This is a genomic window from Klebsiella sp. EMBS2024, from assembly GCF_036233805.1.
Lineage (GTDB): Bacteria > Pseudomonadota > Gammaproteobacteria > Enterobacterales > Enterobacteriaceae > Klebsiella > Klebsiella pneumoniae.
This window is the reverse complement of sequence record NZ_JAZARW010000001.1, coordinates 4,975,220-4,993,054: the sequence shown is the minus strand read 5'-3', so window position 1 is coordinate 4,993,054 and position 17,835 is coordinate 4,975,220. Positions and strand designations below refer to the sequence as shown.

Sequence of the window (17,835 nt, the reverse complement as noted above, 5' to 3'; positions counted from 1 at the left end):
ANATTTTGGAGCGGGAAACGAGACTCGAACTCGCGACCCCGACCTTGGCAAGGTCGTGCTCTACCAACTGAGCTATTCCCGCGTTACTGCATTTTTTGCCATATTTCGATGGCGTCGTAATTTGCATTTCTGCGTCGTTACGGGAGGCGCATTATACGAGAATTCGATGCCCCTGCAACCCCCTGACGATCACTTTTTTGCGTTTTTTGTTTAAATGGACATTTTCTCGCCATCTACGCCGCTGAATTGTATAAATAAGCGTCATAACGGGCAAAATCGCTTTTTCCGCCCGACTGAATGACGCAAAATCGCTCGCATCATACAGCGGTGGCGCGACGTATAACGAGGCCACCCCGACGCCAAACAGGGAATTAGCATGAGAAAAGTCCTCACCGTCCTGCTGCTGAGCACGCTGGCCATCGGAACCGCGTCAGCCGAGACGCTCCATTTTGGCACCACCACGGCCAATCCACCGTTTGTCACCGCCAACGGCAAAAATCAGCCCGTTGGCTTCGATATCGATCTCGCGCACGCCCTGTGCCAGCAGATGCAGGCGCAGTGCCAGTTCACGGCGCAGCGTTTCGATACCCTGATCCCGGCTTTACGCTTTAAGAAATTTGACGCGGTGATTGCCGGCATGGAAGTGATCCCGATGCGTGAGAAGCAGGTCGCCTTCAGCCGACCCTATCGCCAGGCGCTCTCCGGGGTGGTGATCGTCAACAAAGATGTCGCCCATACCTTTGCCGATCTGAAAGCTAAAAAAGTCGGCGTGGTGAAAGGCACGCTGCATCAGCGCTACCTGCGTGATAAACAGAAAGCCGTACAGGCTGTCCCTTACGACGATGTCGCCAGCGCCCTGGCCGCGCTGAAAGCCGGGCAAATAACCGGCGTCATGGGCGACTTCGCCACCCTCGACGTCTGGCAGCAGGAGAACCCTGACTACGCCATCATGGATGAACGGGCCACCGACCCGGCTTATTACGGTAAGCAGTATGCGATTGCGGTGCGCAAAGACGATCCGGAGCTGCTGAACGCCATCAACGATGCCCTGGCCGCGGTCATGGCGACACCTGACTTCCAGCAGATGCAGCAGAAGTGGTTTAAATAACGCAGAAAAGTGTACCGGGCCGCGCACAGGGCCCGGTCGCGGTTTACAGCTTAATGAAGTGTTCGCGGTAGTAAGCCAGCTCGGCGACCGACTCGCGGATATCGTCCATCGCCTGATGAGTGCCCTGCTTTTTAAAGCCGTCGAGAATTTCCGGCTTCCAGCGGCGCGCCAGCTCTTTCAGCGTGCTAACGTCCAGATAGCGATAGTGGAAATAGGCTTCCAGTTGCGGCATGTACTTAAACAGGAAGCGACGATCCTGGCCGATACTGTTGCCGCAGATCGGCGACTTGCCCGCCGGCACCCACTGCTTAAGAAACTCAATGGTCGCCAGTTCGGCATCGTGCTCGCTGACGGTGCTGGCCTTCACGCGATCCACCAGACCGCTGCCGGTATGCGTCCGCACATTCCACTCGTCCATTAATGCCAGCTGAGCGTCCGACTGATGCACCGCGATGGTCGGGCCCTCAGCCAGAATGTTCAGGTTCGCATCGGTCACCAGGGTGGCGATTTCGATAATGCGATCGCGCTCCGGATCCAGCCCTGTCATCTCAAGATCGATCCAAATGAGGTTGTTTTCATTTGCACTCATGCTATTTTCCACCCTTCTCGCGTGACTATATTCATCTAAAATAGCGTGTATCATAGAGGTTTTGCCCCATCANNCGACCAGGAGCCAGTTCGATTGAGTAAAAATAAACTCTCCAAAGGCCAGCAGCGCCGCGTCAAAGCCAACCACCAGCGCCGTCTGAAAACCACTGCGGAGAAGGCCGACTACGATGACAACCTGTTTGGCGAAACGTCGGAAGGCATTGTCATCAGTCGCTTTGGTATGCATGCCGACGTCGAATCCGCTGACGGCAGCGTGCATCGCTGCAATATCCGCCGGACGATCCGCTCGCTGGTCACCGGCGACCGCGTGGTCTGGCGGCCGGGTAAAGACGCCGCCGACGGCGTAAGCGTCAAAGGGATCGTCGAGGCGGTGCACGATCGCGCCTCCGTCCTGACGCGTCCGGATTTTTACGACGGCGTGAAGCCTATCGCCGCCAATATCGACCAGATCGTGGTGGTTTCCGCGATCCTGCCTGAGCTGTCGCTGAATATTATCGATCGCTATCTGGTGGCCTGCGAAGCGCAGGATATCGAGCCGCTCATTGTGCTGAATAAAATCGATCTGCTGGATGATGATGGTCTGCGCTTCGTCAATGAGCAAATGGATATCTACCGCAACATCGGTTACCGCGTGCTGCTGGTTTCCAGTCGGACTCAGGACGGCCTTAAGCCGCTGGAAGCGGCCCTGACCGACCGCATCAGTATCTTCGCCGGGCAGTCCGGGGTCGGTAAATCGAGCCTGCTGAACGCCCTGCTCGGGTTGAACGAGGATCAGATCCTCACCAATGATGTCTCGGACGTTTCCGGCTTAGGTCAACACACCACCACCGCGGCACGCCTCTACCACTTCCCGCACGGCGGCGATGTGATTGATTCACCGGGGGTACGTGAGTTCGGCCTGTGGCATCTGGAAGCGGAACAAATCACCAACGGCTTTGTCGAATTCCATGATTATTTAGGCCGTTGCAAATATCGCGACTGTAAACACGATACCGATCCTGGCTGTGCGCTTCGCGAAGCGGTAGAGAACGGCAAGATCGCCGAAAGCCGTTTTGAGAACTACCACCGCATCCTGGAAAGCATGGCGCAGGTACAGGTAAAAACGCGTAAAAACTTTTCCTCGTCCGATGACTGATCATTAAGCTGAGCATCACGTCAGGCGCTGCCGGGCAGCGATGATGACGCAGCTTACGCGGATGCCATTTGGCGAGTTTTACGTATAGAATCGTCCCCTTTTTTCAGGTCCCCGCCCGCAGGCGGGGTCAGGAACGACATATCATGGCCTGGAGGCTACTTTGTTAAACGATCTTAAACTTTCACTGCAATACATTCTGCCTAAACTGTGGCTCACCCGCCTCGCAGGCTGGGGTGCGAGCAAACGCGCAGGTTGGCTGACGAAGCTGGTCATCGATCTGTTCGTGAAATACTACAAGGTCGATATGAAAGAGGCGCAGAAGCCGGATACCGCGGCTTATCGCACCTTCAACGATTTCTTCGTGCGCCCGCTGCGCGACGACGTTCGCCCGCTGAATACCGATCCAAACGTGCTGGTGATGCCGGCCGATGGCGTGATCAGCCAGCTTGGCGCCATTGAGAACGATAAAATCCTGCAGGCTAAAGGTCATGACTACAGTCTGGAAGCCCTGCTGGCCGGCAACTATCAGATGGCCGACCTGTTCCGTAACGGCAGCTTCGCCACCACCTACCTGTCGCCGCGCGACTATCACCGCGTACACATGCCGTGCAACGGCATCCTGCGCGAAATGATCTACGTTCCTGGCGACCTGTTCTCTGTTAACCACTTGACGGCGCAGAACGTCCCGAACCTGTTCGCCCGTAACGAGCGCGTCATCTGCCTGTTTGATACTGAGTTTGGCCCGATGGCGCAAATTCTGGTGGGCGCAACTATCGTCGGCAGCATCGAGACCGTGTGGTCCGGCACCGTGACCCCGCCGCGCGAAGGCATTATTAAACGCTGGACCTGGCCCTCTGGCGACAACGAAGGCTCCATCGCCTTGCTGAAAGGCCAGGAGATGGGCCGCTTCAAACTGGGTTCCACCGTGATCAACCTGTTTGCCCCGGGCCAGGTGAAGCTGGTCGACACGCTGCAAAGCCTGTCCGTGACCAAGATCGGCCAACCGCTGGCGACAGCAGTGGAAGCGACCGCCGCCGCTGAACCCGCGCCGTTACCGGAAGAAGAGATCCGCGCCGAACACCGCGCCAGCCCGCTGGTTGACGATAAACAAGACCAAGGTTAATTCTTCAGCAAAAGGGTTATGCCGTGCGCCTGATATACACTTTCCTGTTGGCCTTGAGCCTCAGTTTCGGGGCGTACGCTGCGACAGCCCCGGATGCTAAACAGATAACCCAGGAACTGGAACAGGCGAAGGCGGCAAAGCCCGCCCAGCCTGAAACCGTTGAAGTTCTGCAGTCCGCGCTGAACGCGCTTGAGGAGCGAAAATCATCCCTCGAGCGCGCCCGTCAGTATCAGGACGTTATCGACAATTTCCCCAAACTGTTTCAAAGCCTGCGTGCCCAGCTCAATAATCTGAGCGAAGAGCCGCGCCAGGTGCCAACCGGCCTGACCGCCGATGCGCTGAACCAGGAGATCCTGCAGGTCAGCAGTCAGCTGCTGGAATCGAGCCGCCAGGCGCAGCAGGAGCAGGATCGCGCGCGTGAAATCGCCGACTCCCTGAACCAGCTGCCGCAGCAGCAAACCGATGCCCGTCGTCAGCTCAATGAGGTTGAGCGCCGCATCGGCACGCAAACCGGCAACAATGCTCTCGCCCAGGCGCAAAATCTTGCCCTGCAGGCGGAATCGGCGCGTCTGAAGGCGCTGGTGGATGAACTCGACCTCGCCCAGCTCTCCGCCAACAACCGCCAGGAGCTGTCGCGCGCCCGTTCCGAGCTGGCGCAAAAACAGAGCGAGCAGCTGGATGCCTATCTGCAGGCGCTGCGCAATCTGCAAAACAGCCAGCGCCAGCGGGAGGCGGAAAAGGCGCTGGAGAGTACCGAACTGCTGGCGGAGAACAGTGAAAACCTGCCGCCGGACATCACCGCCCAGTTTAAGGTCAACCGTGAGCTCTCCCAGGCGCTGAACCAGCAGGCGCAGCGCATGGATCTGGTGGCATCCCAGCAGCGACAGGCGACGAATCAAACGCTGCAGGTGCGCCAGGCGTTAAACACCCTGCGCGAGCAGTCGCAGTGGCTGGGCTCCTCCAATCTGCTGGGCGAAGCCCTGCGCGCCCAGGTGGCGCGGCTGCCGGAGCGCCCTCGCCCGCAGCAGCTGGATACGGAAATGGCGCAGCTGCGCGTGCAGCGTCTGCGCTTTGAAGATTTGCTGAGTAAGCAGCCGCAGCTGCGGCAGATCCGCCAGGCCGACGGCGAACCGCTGACCAGCGAGCAGAACAAGATCCTGCAGGCGCAGCTGCGCACGCAGAACGAGCTGCTGAACTCGCTGCTGCGCGGCGGCGATACCCTGATGCTGGAGCTCACCAAGCTGAAGGTCGCCAACGGCCAGCTGGAAGACGCGCTGAAAGAGATCAACGAAGCCACCCACCGCTATCTGTTCTGGACTTCGGACGTCAGCCCCATCGGCTTCTCCTGGCCGCTGGAGATCGTCCAGGATCTGCGGCGCCTGATCTCCCTGGATACCATCAGCGAACTGGGTAAAGCCAGCGCGATGATGCTTACCAGCAAAGAGACCCTGCTGCCGCTGTTTGCCGCCCTGCTGCTGGTTGGCTTTAGCATCAGCTCGCGGCGCCATTTCACCCGCTTTCTCGAGCGCTCCAGCGCCCGGGTGGGGAAAGTCACTCAGGATCACTTCTGGCTGACGCTGCGCACGGTCTTCTGGTCGATACTGGTGGCCTCGCCGCTGCCGGTGCTGTGGATGACGCTCGGCTATGGTCTGCAGTCCGCCTGGCCGTTCCCGCTGGCGGTGGCGATTGGCGATGGAGTCACCGCGACGGTGCCTTTGCTGTGGGTGGTGATGATCTGCGCCACCTTCGCCCGGCCAAACGGGCTGTTTATCGCCCACTTCGGCTGGCCGCGTAGCCGCGTGGCGAAGGCGATGCGCTACTACCTGATGAGCATCGGGCTGATTGTGCCGCTGATTATGGCGCTGATCATGTTCGATAATCTTAACGACCGCGAATTCTCCGCCTCGCTGGGCCGCCTGTGCTTCCTGCTGATCTGCGGCGCGCTGGCGGTGGTCACCCTGAGCCTTAAGCACGCCGGTATTCCGCTCTATCTGGATAAAGAGGGGAATGGCGACAATATGGTGAACCGCCTGCTGTGGAACCTGATGCTTGGCGCCCCGCTGGTGGCCATGCTGGCGGCCGCCGTCGGCTACCTCGCCACCGCCCAGGCGCTGCTTGCGCGTCTGGAAACCTCGGTCGCCATCTGGTTCCTGCTGCTGGTGGTCTATCACATCATCCGCCGCTGGATGCTGATCCAGCGCCGCCGGCTGGCCTTCGACCGGGCCCGCCATCGTCGCGCGGAAATTCTCGCTCAGCGCGCCCGCGGCGAAGATGAGCCCGTTCACGTCAGCAGCCCGGAAGGGTCGGTGGAGACGGAGGTCAGCGAGGTCGACCTCGATGCCATCAGTACCCAGTCGCTGCGGCTTGTCCGCTCCCTGCTGATGCTGATCGCGCTGCTATCGGTCATCGTGCTGTGGTCGGAAATTCACTCGGCGTTTGGCTTCCTTGAGAATATCTCGCTGTGGGACGTGACCTCGACGGTACAAGGGGTGGAAAGCCTTGAGCCTATTACGCTTGGCGCGGTGTTGATTGCCATTCTGGTGCTGATCATCACCACTCAGCTGGTACGCAACCTGCCCGCGCTGCTGGAACTGGCGATCCTCCAGCATCTCGATTTAACCCCCGGCACCGGCTACGCCATCACCACCATCACTAAGTATCTGCTGATGCTGGTCGGCGGGCTGGTGGGCTTCTCGATGATCGGTATCGAGTGGTCGAAGCTGCAGTGGCTGGTCGCCGCGCTGGGTGTGGGTCTCGGGTTTGGCCTGCAGGAGATCTTCGCCAACTTTATCTCCGGCCTGATTATCCTGTTTGAGAAGCCGATCCGCATCGGCGATACGGTCACCATTCGCGACCTGACGGGCAGCGTCACCCGCATTAATACCCGTGCGACCACCATCAGCGACTGGGACCGAAAAGAGATTATCGTGCCGAACAAGGCGTTCATTACCGAACAGTTTATCAACTGGTCGCTGTCGGACTCGGTTACCCGCGTGGTGCTGACGGTGCCGGCGCCTGTGGACGCCGATACCGAAGAGGTGACGAAAATTCTCATCGCCGCGGCGCATCGCTGCTCGCTGGTCATCGATACCCCGGCGCCGGAGGCGTTTCTCGTCGACCTGCAGCAGGGGATCCAGATTTTCGAGCTACGTATTTTTGCCGCGGAGATGGGGCACCGCATGCCGCTGCGCCATGAGATGCATCAGCTGATCCTGGCGGGCTTCCGCGAGCATGGCATTGATATGCCGTTCCCTCCGTTCCAGATGCGTCTGGAAAGTATTGACGGCAGGCAAAGCAGTAAAACCATGACCTCGGCCGGAAAAACCAGCCGCCGTACGGCTGGTAGCCTGTAAACCATCCCCTGCCCGGCGGCACCGCCGGGCAGGCTCTTTAACTCTCCATCACCAGCGCGCCGGACGCCATGCGCCGACGGTAGCTTTCGTAGATCCCCAGCGCCAGCAGTGAGAAGAAGATCGGTCCACCCACCATCCACAGGGTACTGTTCCAGTCCCCGCTGTCGATGACGGGTTGGATAATGGTGAAGATATTGGCGAAGGTCACCACCAGCAGCACCACGCCGGTCGCCAGCAGCGTCGACGGACGGTTTTTGAAGATCACGAACGGCCGGTCAAGATGGGTTTTCGCCTTGAAGAACGGGAAGGCGATGGTCAGGAACAGATAAGGCAAGGTCATAGAGACATTGGCCATCAGCGTCAGCTTGTTATAAAACGCGGAAGCGCTATCCCCACCGAACGATACCAGTACGATAAACACCCCGACCAGCAGACACTGCAGCCACATCGCCGCGGCGGGCATTCCGTTGACGTTGAGACGGGTCATCACCGACGGCCAGAGCGCTTTTGGCGTGCCCTGGATAATCGCTTTCAGGGGAGAATAGCTGAGGGTGAAGAACGCGCCGGTGTAGGCGAGAAACATCGACAGGCCGGTAATACGGGCGAACCAGACCCCGGTCAGGGCTGACGCCGCAGGGGTCAGGTGCAGGGCCTGGCCCAGCGTCGCCCCGAGGCTGGTCATCAGCACATAGGTGATGTTGCCGAGGTTGGTCGAACGCGCGCCAAGCACCTGCTGCCAGTTGGCGCTCACGCCCCACAGCACAATCGCCAGCGAGTAACCGATCGAGATAACGATCGCCGCGATGATAATACCTTTGGCAAAGTTCTTTTCCGGCTTATCGGTCTTATCCACTAAGCCGCCAACCGCCTCAATTCCGCCATAGGCAAAGATGGCAAATACCACAAACGACAGCATCGCCATGCCCGACTGATACCCGGGATTAGGCGAAAGGGTGAAGTTTAACGGCTGGGCGAAATGACCGCCGTTAAGCAGAAGGATCGCCCCGCTCACCAGCAGCAGCACCAGGTTAAGCCCCATCACCGCGATACCGCCGACGGCGGTAATTTTAGCGATTTTATTGATCCCTTTGACGGCAATAAAGGTCACCACGACCATCCAGCAGGCCGCCAGAATACCGACCGTCTGCGTCGGCGTCAGGCTACCCAGCGCCCAGGTCTGGGTTTTGTCCGCGCCAAACAAAAAAGTAGATAGCGGGACCCAGATCTTAGCGGCGGTACTCACCATCCACACTACGTACGAGGCAAACCACATAAAGGTACCAATGAAGGCAAAGCGCGGCCCGACGCTGTGGTTCATCCAGGAATAGATCCCGCCCTCTTCGCGACGATAAGCTGAGCCCATCTCCGCCATCATCAGCGCGAACGGGATAAAGAAAAAGAGGGCGGAAAAAAGGTAAAACGGCATCGCGCTATAGCCCATCAGATAAAACGCCGATGGGCTGTTGGCAAAGCCAAACACCGAGGTGAAGATCATCAGAATCAGCCCGATCAGGCTCATCTTCTTGAGTTGTTGATGCATAAATCTATCCAAACGTGGGCATCGCCCGACGAGCGACGCCTGGCCTCATAAAAAGAGCGCGGATAGTAGCAAAATCACGGAGGGAAATTGTGGGTATTCGGGCTAAAGCCGGGGCGAGGGTGTCAGGTTCAGAGTCGTCTTTCACCTCCCCCACCCGGCGGCGGAGGGAGGTGAAAAAGCGATCAGGCGCGGTCTACCGTAAAGGCGATCACTTCGCCGATGCTTTCAGCGCCCAGCGCCAGCATGACCACGCGGTCAACGCCCAGCGCCACGCCGGAGCAGTCCGGCAGACCCGCCTCCAGCGCCGCCAGCAGGTTGTTATCGATGGGCTGCTGCGGAAGGCCGCGCGCGGCGCGTTTGCGGTTATCCTGCTCAAACCGCAGGCGCTGTTCATGGGCGTCGGTCAGCTCGTGGAAACCGTTCGCCAGCTCAATACCTTTGTAATAGACCTCAAAGCGCTCAGCGACCCGATGATCTTCCGGGCTGATCTGCGCTAAAGAGGCCTGAGTCGCCGGGAAATGATAAATGAACGTTGGTCGATCTTTGCCGATGTGCGGCTCCACGCCCATGGTGAACAGCAGCTGCAGCAGGGTATCGCGATCTTCTTCAGTATCGGCGATATTGCTCAGATCCAGCTTCGCTGCGACTTCACGCAGCTGAGCTTTATCGGCAGAGAGCGGGTCAATTTCCAGATGGCGCTGAAACGCCTGCTGATAGGAGAGACTTTCCGCCGGTTGGCACTCCAGCACCTGCTGCAGCAGATCGTCCACCTCATTGATCAGGCGATACATGTCATAGCATGGACGATACCACTCCAGCATGGTGAATTCCGGATTGTGATGACGCCCCATCTCTTCATTACGGAAGCTGCGGCACAGCTGGAAGACCGGGCCGCAACCTGCCGCCAGCAGGCGCTTCATGTGGTATTCCGGACTGGTCATCAGGTACAGGTTAAGCCCCTGAGAATGGCCCGGGCCGACGAAACGGGTTTCGAACGGGAACAAATGAATATCCGTTACCGTCGCCTGACTCATGCAAGGCGTCTCCACCTCCAGCACGCCGCGATCGGTAAAGAAACGGCGGATTTCCGCCATCACCGCCGCGCGCTTCAACAGATTGGGAATGGGTGCGCTCGGCTGCCAGGTTGCCGTCTCGCTCATGGTACTTTCTCCGATTGCAAATTAAGGGCACGAAGTCTACTCGCAACCGGCGAGTGAAACAAATTTTGTGCAATCTCCGGCAGACTACATGCCATTAATCTATCGTTAACCCTGACGCATAAATACCACTGATAAATAACCGCACATATCGATAAAAAAATCGAACACGTCAATTTTCCATACTGACCCTAAGGCTATACTCCTGTACCTATAAAGGAGCAGTGATACTTTTTCGCCAGCCCGGCGGCGAAATACACTAAAACTGGAGGAATGTCGTGCAAACTTTTCAAGCCGATCTCGCCGTAATTGGCGCCGGCGGGGCAGGCCTTCGTGCCGCTATCGCCGCCGCTCAGGCCAACCCCAACGCTAAAATCGCCCTGATTTCTAAAGTCTATCCGATGCGCAGCCATACGGTCGCTGCAGAAGGGGGATCCGCAGCCGTTGCCCAGGATCACGATAGCTTTGAGTACCATTTTCACGACACCGTCGCGGGAGGCGACTGGCTGTGCGAGCAGGATGTCGTCGACTATTTTGTTCATCACTGCCCGACGGAAATGACCCAGCTGGAGCAGTGGGGATGCCCATGGAGCCGCCGCCCCGACGGCAGCGTCAACGTCCGACGCTTCGGTGGCATGAAAATCGAACGCACCTGGTTTGCCGCCGACAAAACCGGCTTCCACATGCTGCATACCCTCTTCCAGACCTCCCTTCAGTTTCCCCAAATTCAGCGCTTTGACGAACATTTCGTCCTTGACCTGCTGGTCGATGACGGGCAGGCCCGCGGCCTGGTGGCGATGAATATGATGGAAGGCACCCTGGTGCAGATCCGCGCTAACGCCGTGGTGCTGGCTACCGGCGGCGCCGGGCGCGTCTACCGCTACAACACCAACGGCGGCATCGTCACCGGTGACGGGATGGGGATGGCCCTGGGCCATGGCGTGCCGCTGCGCGACATGGAATTCGTTCAGTATCACCCGACCGGCCTGCCGGGCTCCGGGATCCTGATGACCGAAGGCTGCCGCGGCGAAGGCGGGATTCTGGTCAACAAAAACGGCTACCGCTATCTGCAGGATTACGGCATGGGCCCGGAAACCCCGCTCGGCGAACCGAAGAATAAATATATGGAGCTGGGCCCACGCGACAAAGTGTCCCAGGCCTTCTGGCACGAGTGGCGGAAAGGGAACACCATCCCGACGCCGCGCGGCGACGTGGTCTACCTCGATCTCCGCCACCTCGGCGAGAAAAAACTGCTGGAGCGTCTGCCGTTTATCTGTGAACTGGCGAAAGCCTACGTCGGCGTCGATCCGGTGAAAGAGCCGATCCCGGTGCGCCCGACCGCGCACTACACCATGGGCGGTATTGAAACCGATCAGCAGTGCGAAACCCGAATCAAAGGGCTGTTTGCCGTGGGCGAATGCTCGTCCGTTGGCTTACATGGCGCCAACCGTCTGGGCTCCAACTCGCTGGCCGAGCTGGTGGTCTTCGGCCGCCTGGCCGGGGAGCAGGCCATGCAGCGCGCCGCTCAGGCGGGCGAGGCAAACGGCGCCGCCCTCGATGCGCAGGCTGCCGATGTGGAGCAGCGCCTGAAAGATCTCGTCAACCAGGAAGGTAACGAAAACTGGGCGAAAATTCGCGATGAAATGGGGCTGTCGATGGAGGAAGGCTGCGGCATCTACCGCACGCCGGAGCTGATGCAGAAAACGATCGACAAGCTGGCTGAACTGCAGGAGCGCTTTAAGCGCGTGCGCATTACCGATAACTCCAGTGTGTTCAATACCGATCTGCTTTACACCATTGAGCTGGGGCACGGTTTAAACGTTGCCGAATGTATGGCGCACTCGGCCATCGCCCGTAAAGAATCGCGCGGGGCGCACCAGCGTCTGGATGAAGGCTGTACCGAACGCGACGACGTCAACTTCCTCAAGCACACTCTCGCCTTCCGCGAGGCCGATGGCACTACCCGTCTGGAATATGGCGATGTGAAGATCACCACGCTGCCGCCGGCAAAACGTGTCTATGGCGCAGAAGCGGACGCGGCTGAGAAGAAGGAGACCACCCATGGCTGAGATGAAAAACCTGAAAGTCGAAGTGGTGCGCTACAATCCGGAGGTCGACACCGCACCGCACAGCGCATTCTATGACGTGCCTTATGATGAACAGACCTCGCTGCTGGACGCGCTGGGCTACATCAAAGACAACCTGGCGCCAGACCTGAGCTACCGCTGGTCCTGCCGAATGGCAATCTGCGGTTCCTGCGGCATGATGGTCAACAAGGTGCCGAAGCTGGCCTGCAAAACCTTCCTGCGCGATTACACCAAAGGCATCAAAGTTGAGGCGCTGGCCAACTTCCCGATCGAGCGCGATCTGGTGGTGGACATGACCCACTTTATCGAAAGCCTGGAAGCCATTAAGCCGTATATCATCGGCAATAACCGCACGCCTGACCAGGGGCCAAACAAGCAGACCCCGGCCCAGATGGCGAAATACCATCAGTTTTCCGGCTGCATCAACTGCGGGCTGTGCTATGCCGCCTGTCCACAGTTCGGCCTGAACCCGGAATTTATCGGCCCGGCGGCGATCACCCTCGCCCACCGCTATAACGAAGACAGCCGCGACCACGGTAAAAAGGAACGCATGGCGCAGCTTAACGGCCAGAATGGCGTCTGGACCTGCACTTTCGTGGGCTACTGCTCGGAAGTGTGTCCGAAGCACGTCGACCCGGCGGCCGCGATCCAGCAGGGCAAGGTGGAAAGCTCGAAAGACTTTCTTATCGCCACCCTGAAACCACGCTAAGGAGTGCATTATGACGACGAAACGCAAACCCTACGTGCGGCCAATGACCTCCACCTGGTGGAAAAAGCTGCCGTTTTATCGCTTCTACATGGTACGGGAAGGCACGGCGGTACCGACGGTATGGTTTAGCATTGTGCTGATTTATGGGCTATTTGCCCTCAAGCACGGCGCCGAGAGCTGGGCGGGATATATCGGATTCCTGCAAAACCCGGTGGTGGTGATCCTCAACCTGATTACCCTGGCGGCGGCGCTGCTGCACACCAAAACCTGGTTTGAGCTGGCGCCGAAAGCCGCCAACGTCATCATCAAAGGCGAAAAAATGGGGCCAGAGCCGGTCATTAAAGGGCTCTGGGTGGTGACGGCGGTGGTCACCGTGGTGATCCTGTTTGTCGCCCTGTTCTGGTAAGGAGGCTGAGATGATTAATCCCAATCCGAAACGTTCCGATGAACCCGTATTCTGGGGGCTGTTTGGCGCAGGCGGCATGTGGGGCGCGATCGTCGCGCCGGTGATGGTGCTGCTGGTCGGCATCCTGCTGCCGCTTGGGCTCGCCCCGGCCGACGCCTTCAGCTATGAGCGTGTGCTGGCCTTTGCCCAAAGCTTTATCGGCCGCGCGTTCATCTTTCTGATGATTGTCCTGCCGCTGTGGTGTGGGTTGCATCGTATTCACCACGCCATGCACGATCTGAAAATCCATGTGCCAAACGGTAAATGGGTCTTCTACGGCCTGGCGGCAATCCTCAGCGTCATCACCCTCGTTGGCGTACTGTTTATCTGATCCTGCAAGAGCCCGGTCGCATTTCTGCTACCGGGCTCGCTTCATAGAAAAATCTTGCCGCCTTTTCCCTGCTGGACTCTACACTTAGCTTAAAAGCCAGCAAGGAGCATGCCATGCGTATCCTGCCGATAATCACCGCGATTGCCGTCTCGTTCCTGTCTGTCGCCTGCAGCACGCCCGCCCCGCCGCCGGGCGTCACCGTGGTCAGTCCCTTCGACGTTCAGCGCTATCTGGGTACCTGGTATGAAATCGCCCGCTTTGACCACCCTTTTGAAAGCGGTCTGGAAAAGGTCACGATCGCCTGGCACCCACGTGATGACGGCGGTCTGGATGTGGTGAATAAAGGTTATAACCCCGACCGCGGCATGTGGCAGAAAACGGACGGGGTAGCGTACTTTACCGGGGAGCCCAGCCGCGCCGCGCTGAAGATTTCCTTCTTCGGCCCTTTCTACGGCAGCTATAACGTCATTGCTCTGGATAAGGAGTATCGTTACGCGCTGGTCTGCGGCCCCGATCGCGACTATCTCTGGCTGCTGGCCCGGGCGCCGACCATCGCCCCGGAGGTCAGGCAGCAGATGCTGGACATTGCCACCCGACAGGGCTTTGATGTCGGCAAACTGGTCTGGGTCAATCAGCGCTATGATTAGTGCGCGCTGATCTTCAGGCCAATGATGCCAATCACGATGCAGGCGAGGCTGGCGATACGCATGGCGCTGGCGGATTCCCCTAACAGCACAATACCGGTCACGGCGGCGCCCACGGCGCCGATCCCGGTCCAGACGGCGTAGGCGGTACCTACCGGTAGGGTTTTCATCGCCCATGAGAGCAGCGCCATGCTGGCCACCATCGCCACGATGGTGATAACGCTGGGAACCAGGCGGCTAAAGCCATGGGTATATTTCAGGCCGACGGCCCACACCACTTCCAGCAGACCAGCGATAAACAAGACTATCCAGGACATAAGGCTCCTTTGCTGGGGCCGTCCCCGGATGAGAAACGCTTACGGGTCGTCCCGTAAGGTGGATGAAAAGTCGTGGTGAGTATATCCAACGGAATGAGAGAAGTGAAGAACGGTACGGCGCTAAACCGTACCGTTGACGGCGTTTATTGCTGAGCTTTGGTTGCCGCGCCAGAGATTGCGTTACCGCCGTCTGAAATATCCTCACCGACACCGCGCGTGGTGTTACAAGCGGTCAGTGCTGAAGAGAGGACCAAAACCGTAAAGAACGCTGCAATCGTTTTTTTCACCATAATGTCATCCTTAGTGTCAGTTTTGTTTTCATGCCCTATAAGCATAGACAAACCGTCCAAAGATGAAGGGATCTTTGCGATTTTTAAGAGAAAAGGAGTATGCGTGGAGGAGGCTGACATACCGGGAGGCAAGCGCCATCAACGAAACGGCAGGGAAATTCAGCTCACAGCGTGAGAGATAGCGTGGCCCAGGCCCTGAATATCTTCACCCACACCGCGGGCGGTATTGCAGCCAGCCAACAGCGCGCTGCTCAGAAACAGTAACACCAGGAGTTTTACGCTGCGCTTCATGTATCGTGCTCGTTGTGCCTGTACGAAAAGAGCGGCGCAGCACGGAGGCTACGCCGGTCATCATGACGCGAAATTACTTCACGCGGGATACATATTCGCCAGAGCGAGTATCCACTTTGATCACTTCGCCAATCTGAACGAACAGCGGAACTTTAACCACCGCGCCAGTAGACAGGGTCGCCGGTTTACCGCCGGTACCCGCGGTGTCGCCTTTCAGGCCTGGATCGGTTTCAATGATTTCCAGCTCAACGAAGTTCGGCGGGGTGACCGCGATCGGCTGGCCGTTCCACAGGGTCACGATGCACTCAGCCTGATCCAGCAGCCATTTAGCGTTGTCACCGATCGCTTTCGCGTCAGCAGACAGCTGCTCGAAGGTTTCGTTGTTCATGAAGTGCCAGAACTCACCGTCGTTGTACAGGTAAGTCAGGTTCATATCGACAACGTCCGCGCCTTCTGCGGAATCGGTAGATTTGAAGGTTTTCTCAACGCGGGTACCGGTCAGCAGACGGCGCAGCTTAACGCGCGCAAACGCCTGGCCTTTACCTGGTTTAACGAATTCGCTGGCTTCTACCGCATAAGGTTCGCCATCTAACATGATTTTAAGACCAGCACGAAAATCGTTGCTATAGTAAGTCGCCATAAGGCCCTCTGAAATTGTTTAACTGGTAGCTAAGCCACAAAATGGCGCATATTGTAACCCTAAATACCCCATCCAGAGAAGATTGGATAACGCAACTTGCCAATGTTGTGACCAGTCCTGATGAACTGCTGCGTCTTTTAAATGTAGACGCTGATGAAAAACTGCTGGCCGGACGCGAGGCCAGACGCCTGTTCCCGCTGCGCGTCCCGCGCGCGTTTATCGCCCGCATGGAGAAAGGCAACCCTAACGATCCGCTGCTTCGTCAGGTACTTACCGCCGAGGAAGAGTTTATCGTCGCCCCCGGCTACTCCACCGATCCGCTGGAAGAACAGCAAAGCGTGGTGCCCGGTCTGTTGCACAAATATCGCAACCGGGCCCTGCTGCTGGTGAAAGGCGGTTGTGCAGTCAATTGCCGTTATTGTTTCCGCCGCCACTTCCCTTATGCCGAAAATCAGGGCACCAGGCGCAACTGGCAGACAGCGATGGACTACATCGCGGCGCATCCGCAGCTTGATGAAATCATCTTCTCCGGCGGCGACCCGCTGATGGCAAAGGACCATGAGCTTGACTGGCTAATGACCCAGCTGGAAGCTATTCCGCACGTTAAGCGCCTGCGTATTCACAGCCGCCTGCCGATTGTGATCCCGGCGCGCATCACCGAGACGCTGGCCAGTCGCTTCCAGCGTTCGTCGCTGCAGGTAATCCTGGTTAACCACGTCAACCACGCCAATGAAATTGACGGTGAGTTTCGCGCGGCGATGGCCATGCTGCGTCAGGCGGGCGTCACGTTGCTCAACCAGAGCGTGCTGCTGCGCGGGGTGAACGACAACGCGCAAACCCTGGCCGACCTCAGTAATGCGCTGTTCGACGCCGGCGTAATGCCCTACTACCTGCACGTGCTGGATCGGGTGCAGGGAGCGGCGCACTTCATGGTCAGCGATGATGAAGCCCGTGAAATCATGCGCGAACTATTGACCCTCATCTCCGGCTATATGGTGCCGAAGCTGGCGCGCGAGATTGGCGGGGAACCCAGCAAGACGCCGCTGGATTTAGGGCTGAAGCAGCGTTAATAAACTGAAGGTCTGCCAGGACGTTCTGGCAGACCTTCGGATAGGAAGATTTCGACAGACGGGTGTTAAGGTGACCAGCAAATGACTATCGCACCGCGCTATAACCCCTGGCTGTGACGAGCTACCGGTTTAGCACGACCAACACAATAATATTAATTACAATCATCACGACAATTAGCGCGATTAACCATACGGGTATTTTAAAAGTAACATGCAACCGCTCAGATGCTTTTTCACCTTCTTCCGGTTTATTTGCCATCAAATCACTGCCATGCTTTGATGAGTTTTCTATTAGTGGAAGATTTAAATGAGTGTCAGGCTTTTCCTTTTCTTCAGAAATAAAGTCGACAACTTTATTATTCTGATAATGCGTTAATGTCACCCGATTCATATTCTTGCACTCTTCATCAGAGAGAGGAATGACCAATGTATTCGGAGCGACGCTAAAGCCTTTTTGCCGGACGGTGATAATGATATCCTCAGATAGCCCAGCTTTTACCAGCGATTTTCGCAGCAAAGAGATATTTTGATAGAACGTATTTTGCGAAACGACCACCCCTCGTGTTTCCCATACAGCCGCCAGGAACTCATCCCGTGAAATGACTTTGCCGCAATTCTGCAAAAGCAGCAGCAAGCATCTGGCGGTTGGCGCATTGAGGCTGATGCACTCCCCGTCCCCGGCAAGCGGCCGCAGCTCATTCATATTGGCATTAAATATAATCTCCTGATTAATTATACACCCATTAAATAATACTGCGTCATCCATATCCTTGCCCCACGTAACCCTATTATCCATAATAAAATCAAATGATTTCAACCAAACGATTATGTGAACATTCTTGTTTCAGATGAAAACAGGTACATTTCACATTGAAGTTCAGCCCACAGGATACCGCAGATAAAAAAACAAGCGATAGCTAACTTGCTTAATGGTCAGATTTTCAGATTAAATTAATCTCAACTGGAATCCACATCTCATCAGAGAG

Annotated in this window: 18 protein-coding genes and 1 tRNA gene; 10 read left to right on the top strand and 9 right to left on the bottom strand. The window is 57.4% G+C overall.

The annotated features are described in order from the left end of the window. Positions 1-6: 6 nt before the first annotated feature. Positions 7-82, bottom strand: a tRNA-Gly gene (locus tag VZP09_RS22930). 294 nt (positions 83-376) lie between these two features. Between VZP09_RS22930 and VZP09_RS22925 the strand changes: the two genes are divergently transcribed. Beyond that, entirely contained in the window at positions 377-1,108 is a 732-nt protein-coding gene (locus VZP09_RS22925; protein ID WP_019704711.1) for a transporter substrate-binding domain-containing protein, read from the top strand. Positions 1,109-1,151: 43 nt separating this feature from the next. On the opposite strand, the gene orn is transcribed toward VZP09_RS22925, so the two are convergent. Further along, complete coding sequence (orn, locus tag VZP09_RS22920; protein WP_002885538.1) at positions 1,152-1,697, bottom strand: oligoribonuclease; 546 nt, start codon at positions 1,695-1,697, stop codon at positions 1,152-1,154. Positions 1,698-1,790: 93 nt separating this feature from the next. On the opposite strand from orn, the gene rsgA reads away from it, so the two are divergent. The 3 genes from rsgA (at position 1,791) to mscM (ending at position 7,328) form a co-directional block, all read left to right on the top strand. Then, positions 1,791-2,852: a small ribosomal subunit biogenesis GTPase RsgA gene (rsgA, locus tag VZP09_RS22915; RefSeq protein WP_004178332.1), complete on the top strand. Its 1,062-nt coding sequence runs from the start codon at positions 1,791-1,793 to the stop codon at positions 2,850-2,852. A gap of 160 nt (positions 2,853-3,012) precedes the next feature. Next, on the top strand, positions 3,013-3,975 hold the full coding sequence (gene asd / locus VZP09_RS22910) for an archaetidylserine decarboxylase (protein ID WP_032421947.1): 963 nt from the start codon (positions 3,013-3,015) through the stop codon (positions 3,973-3,975). Between the two features lie 23 nt (positions 3,976-3,998). After that, entirely contained in the window at positions 3,999-7,328 is a 3,330-nt protein-coding gene (gene mscM, locus VZP09_RS22905) for a miniconductance mechanosensitive channel MscM (protein WP_004146716.1), read from the top strand. 37 nt (positions 7,329-7,365) lie between these two features. Here mscM and yjeM read toward each other — a convergent pair whose 3' ends face one another. Both yjeM and epmA read right to left on the bottom strand, forming a co-directional pair. Beyond that, on the bottom strand, positions 7,366-8,868 hold the full coding sequence (gene yjeM, locus VZP09_RS22900; RefSeq protein ID WP_004178330.1) for a glutamate/gamma-aminobutyrate family transporter YjeM: 1,503 nt from the start codon (positions 8,866-8,868) through the stop codon (positions 7,366-7,368). Between the two features lie 182 nt (positions 8,869-9,050). Beyond that, positions 9,051-10,028 (bottom strand): elongation factor P--(R)-beta-lysine ligase, encoded by a 978-nt coding sequence (gene epmA / locus VZP09_RS22895; protein ID WP_004146714.1) that lies wholly within the window; start codon positions 10,026-10,028, stop codon positions 9,051-9,053. A 275-nt stretch (positions 10,029-10,303) separates the two neighbouring features. Here epmA and frdA point away from each other — a divergent pair, with 275 nt between their 5' ends. From frdA to VZP09_RS22870, 5 genes are all read left to right on the top strand, one after another. Beyond that, a complete protein-coding gene (frdA, locus tag VZP09_RS22890; protein ID WP_004177727.1) occupies positions 10,304-12,094 on the top strand; it encodes a fumarate reductase (quinol) flavoprotein subunit in 1,791 nt (596 codons plus the stop codon). Further along, complete coding sequence (gene frdB / locus VZP09_RS22885; protein ID WP_004177729.1) at positions 12,087-12,821, top strand: fumarate reductase iron-sulfur protein; 735 nt, start codon at positions 12,087-12,089, stop codon at positions 12,819-12,821. The genes frdA and frdB overlap by 8 nt, the downstream gene beginning before the upstream one ends. A gap of 10 nt (positions 12,822-12,831) precedes the next feature. Beyond that, the gene (gene frdC / locus VZP09_RS22880) at positions 12,832-13,227 is read left to right on the top strand and encodes a fumarate reductase subunit FrdC (protein WP_002885530.1); all 396 of its coding nucleotides are present in this window, start codon (positions 12,832-12,834) and stop codon (positions 13,225-13,227) included. 10 nt (positions 13,228-13,237) lie between these two features. Then, positions 13,238-13,597, top strand: a complete 360-nt coding sequence (gene frdD, locus VZP09_RS22875) for a fumarate reductase subunit FrdD (protein WP_002885526.1) — start codon at positions 13,238-13,240, stop codon at positions 13,595-13,597. A gap of 113 nt (positions 13,598-13,710) precedes the next feature. Beyond that, positions 13,711-14,244 carry a lipocalin family protein gene (locus VZP09_RS22870; protein WP_002885523.1) on the top strand — a complete coding sequence of 178 codons (534 nt, stop codon included), beginning with the start codon at positions 13,711-13,713 and terminating at the stop codon, positions 14,242-14,244. On the opposite strand, the gene sugE is transcribed toward VZP09_RS22870, so the two are convergent. The 4 genes from sugE to efp form a co-directional block, all read right to left on the bottom strand. Further along, positions 14,241-14,558, bottom strand: a complete 318-nt coding sequence (sugE, locus tag VZP09_RS22865; protein ID WP_019725221.1) for a quaternary ammonium compound efflux SMR transporter SugE — start codon at positions 14,556-14,558, stop codon at positions 14,241-14,243. The two genes, VZP09_RS22870 and sugE, sit on opposite strands and share 4 nt — an antisense overlap. Positions 14,559-14,701: 143 nt before the next feature. Beyond that, positions 14,702-14,848 carry a lipoprotein toxin entericidin B gene (gene ecnB, locus VZP09_RS22860; RefSeq protein WP_002885518.1) on the bottom strand — a complete coding sequence of 49 codons (147 nt, stop codon included), beginning with the start codon at positions 14,846-14,848 and terminating at the stop codon, positions 14,702-14,704. Positions 14,849-15,007: 159 nt separating this feature from the next. Continuing rightward, the gene (locus VZP09_RS22855; protein WP_002885511.1) at positions 15,008-15,139 is read right to left on the bottom strand and encodes an entericidin A/B family lipoprotein; all 132 of its coding nucleotides are present in this window, start codon (positions 15,137-15,139) and stop codon (positions 15,008-15,010) included. A gap of 73 nt (positions 15,140-15,212) precedes the next feature. After that, complete coding sequence (gene efp, locus VZP09_RS22850; RefSeq protein ID WP_002885506.1) at positions 15,213-15,779, bottom strand: elongation factor P; 567 nt, start codon at positions 15,777-15,779, stop codon at positions 15,213-15,215. A gap of 41 nt (positions 15,780-15,820) precedes the next feature. Between efp and epmB the strand changes: the two genes are divergently transcribed. Continuing rightward, a complete protein-coding gene (gene epmB, locus VZP09_RS22845) occupies positions 15,821-16,849 on the top strand; it encodes an EF-P beta-lysylation protein EpmB (RefSeq protein ID WP_016946090.1) in 1,029 nt (342 codons plus the stop codon). A 121-nt stretch (positions 16,850-16,970) separates the two neighbouring features. Here the strand turns inward: epmB and VZP09_RS22840 are convergent, their stop codons facing one another. Then, positions 16,971-17,615 carry a winged helix-turn-helix domain-containing protein gene (locus tag VZP09_RS22840; RefSeq protein ID WP_016831379.1) on the bottom strand — a complete coding sequence of 215 codons (645 nt, stop codon included), beginning with the start codon at positions 17,613-17,615 and terminating at the stop codon, positions 16,971-16,973. Between the last annotated feature and the right edge of the window lie 220 nt (positions 17,616-17,835).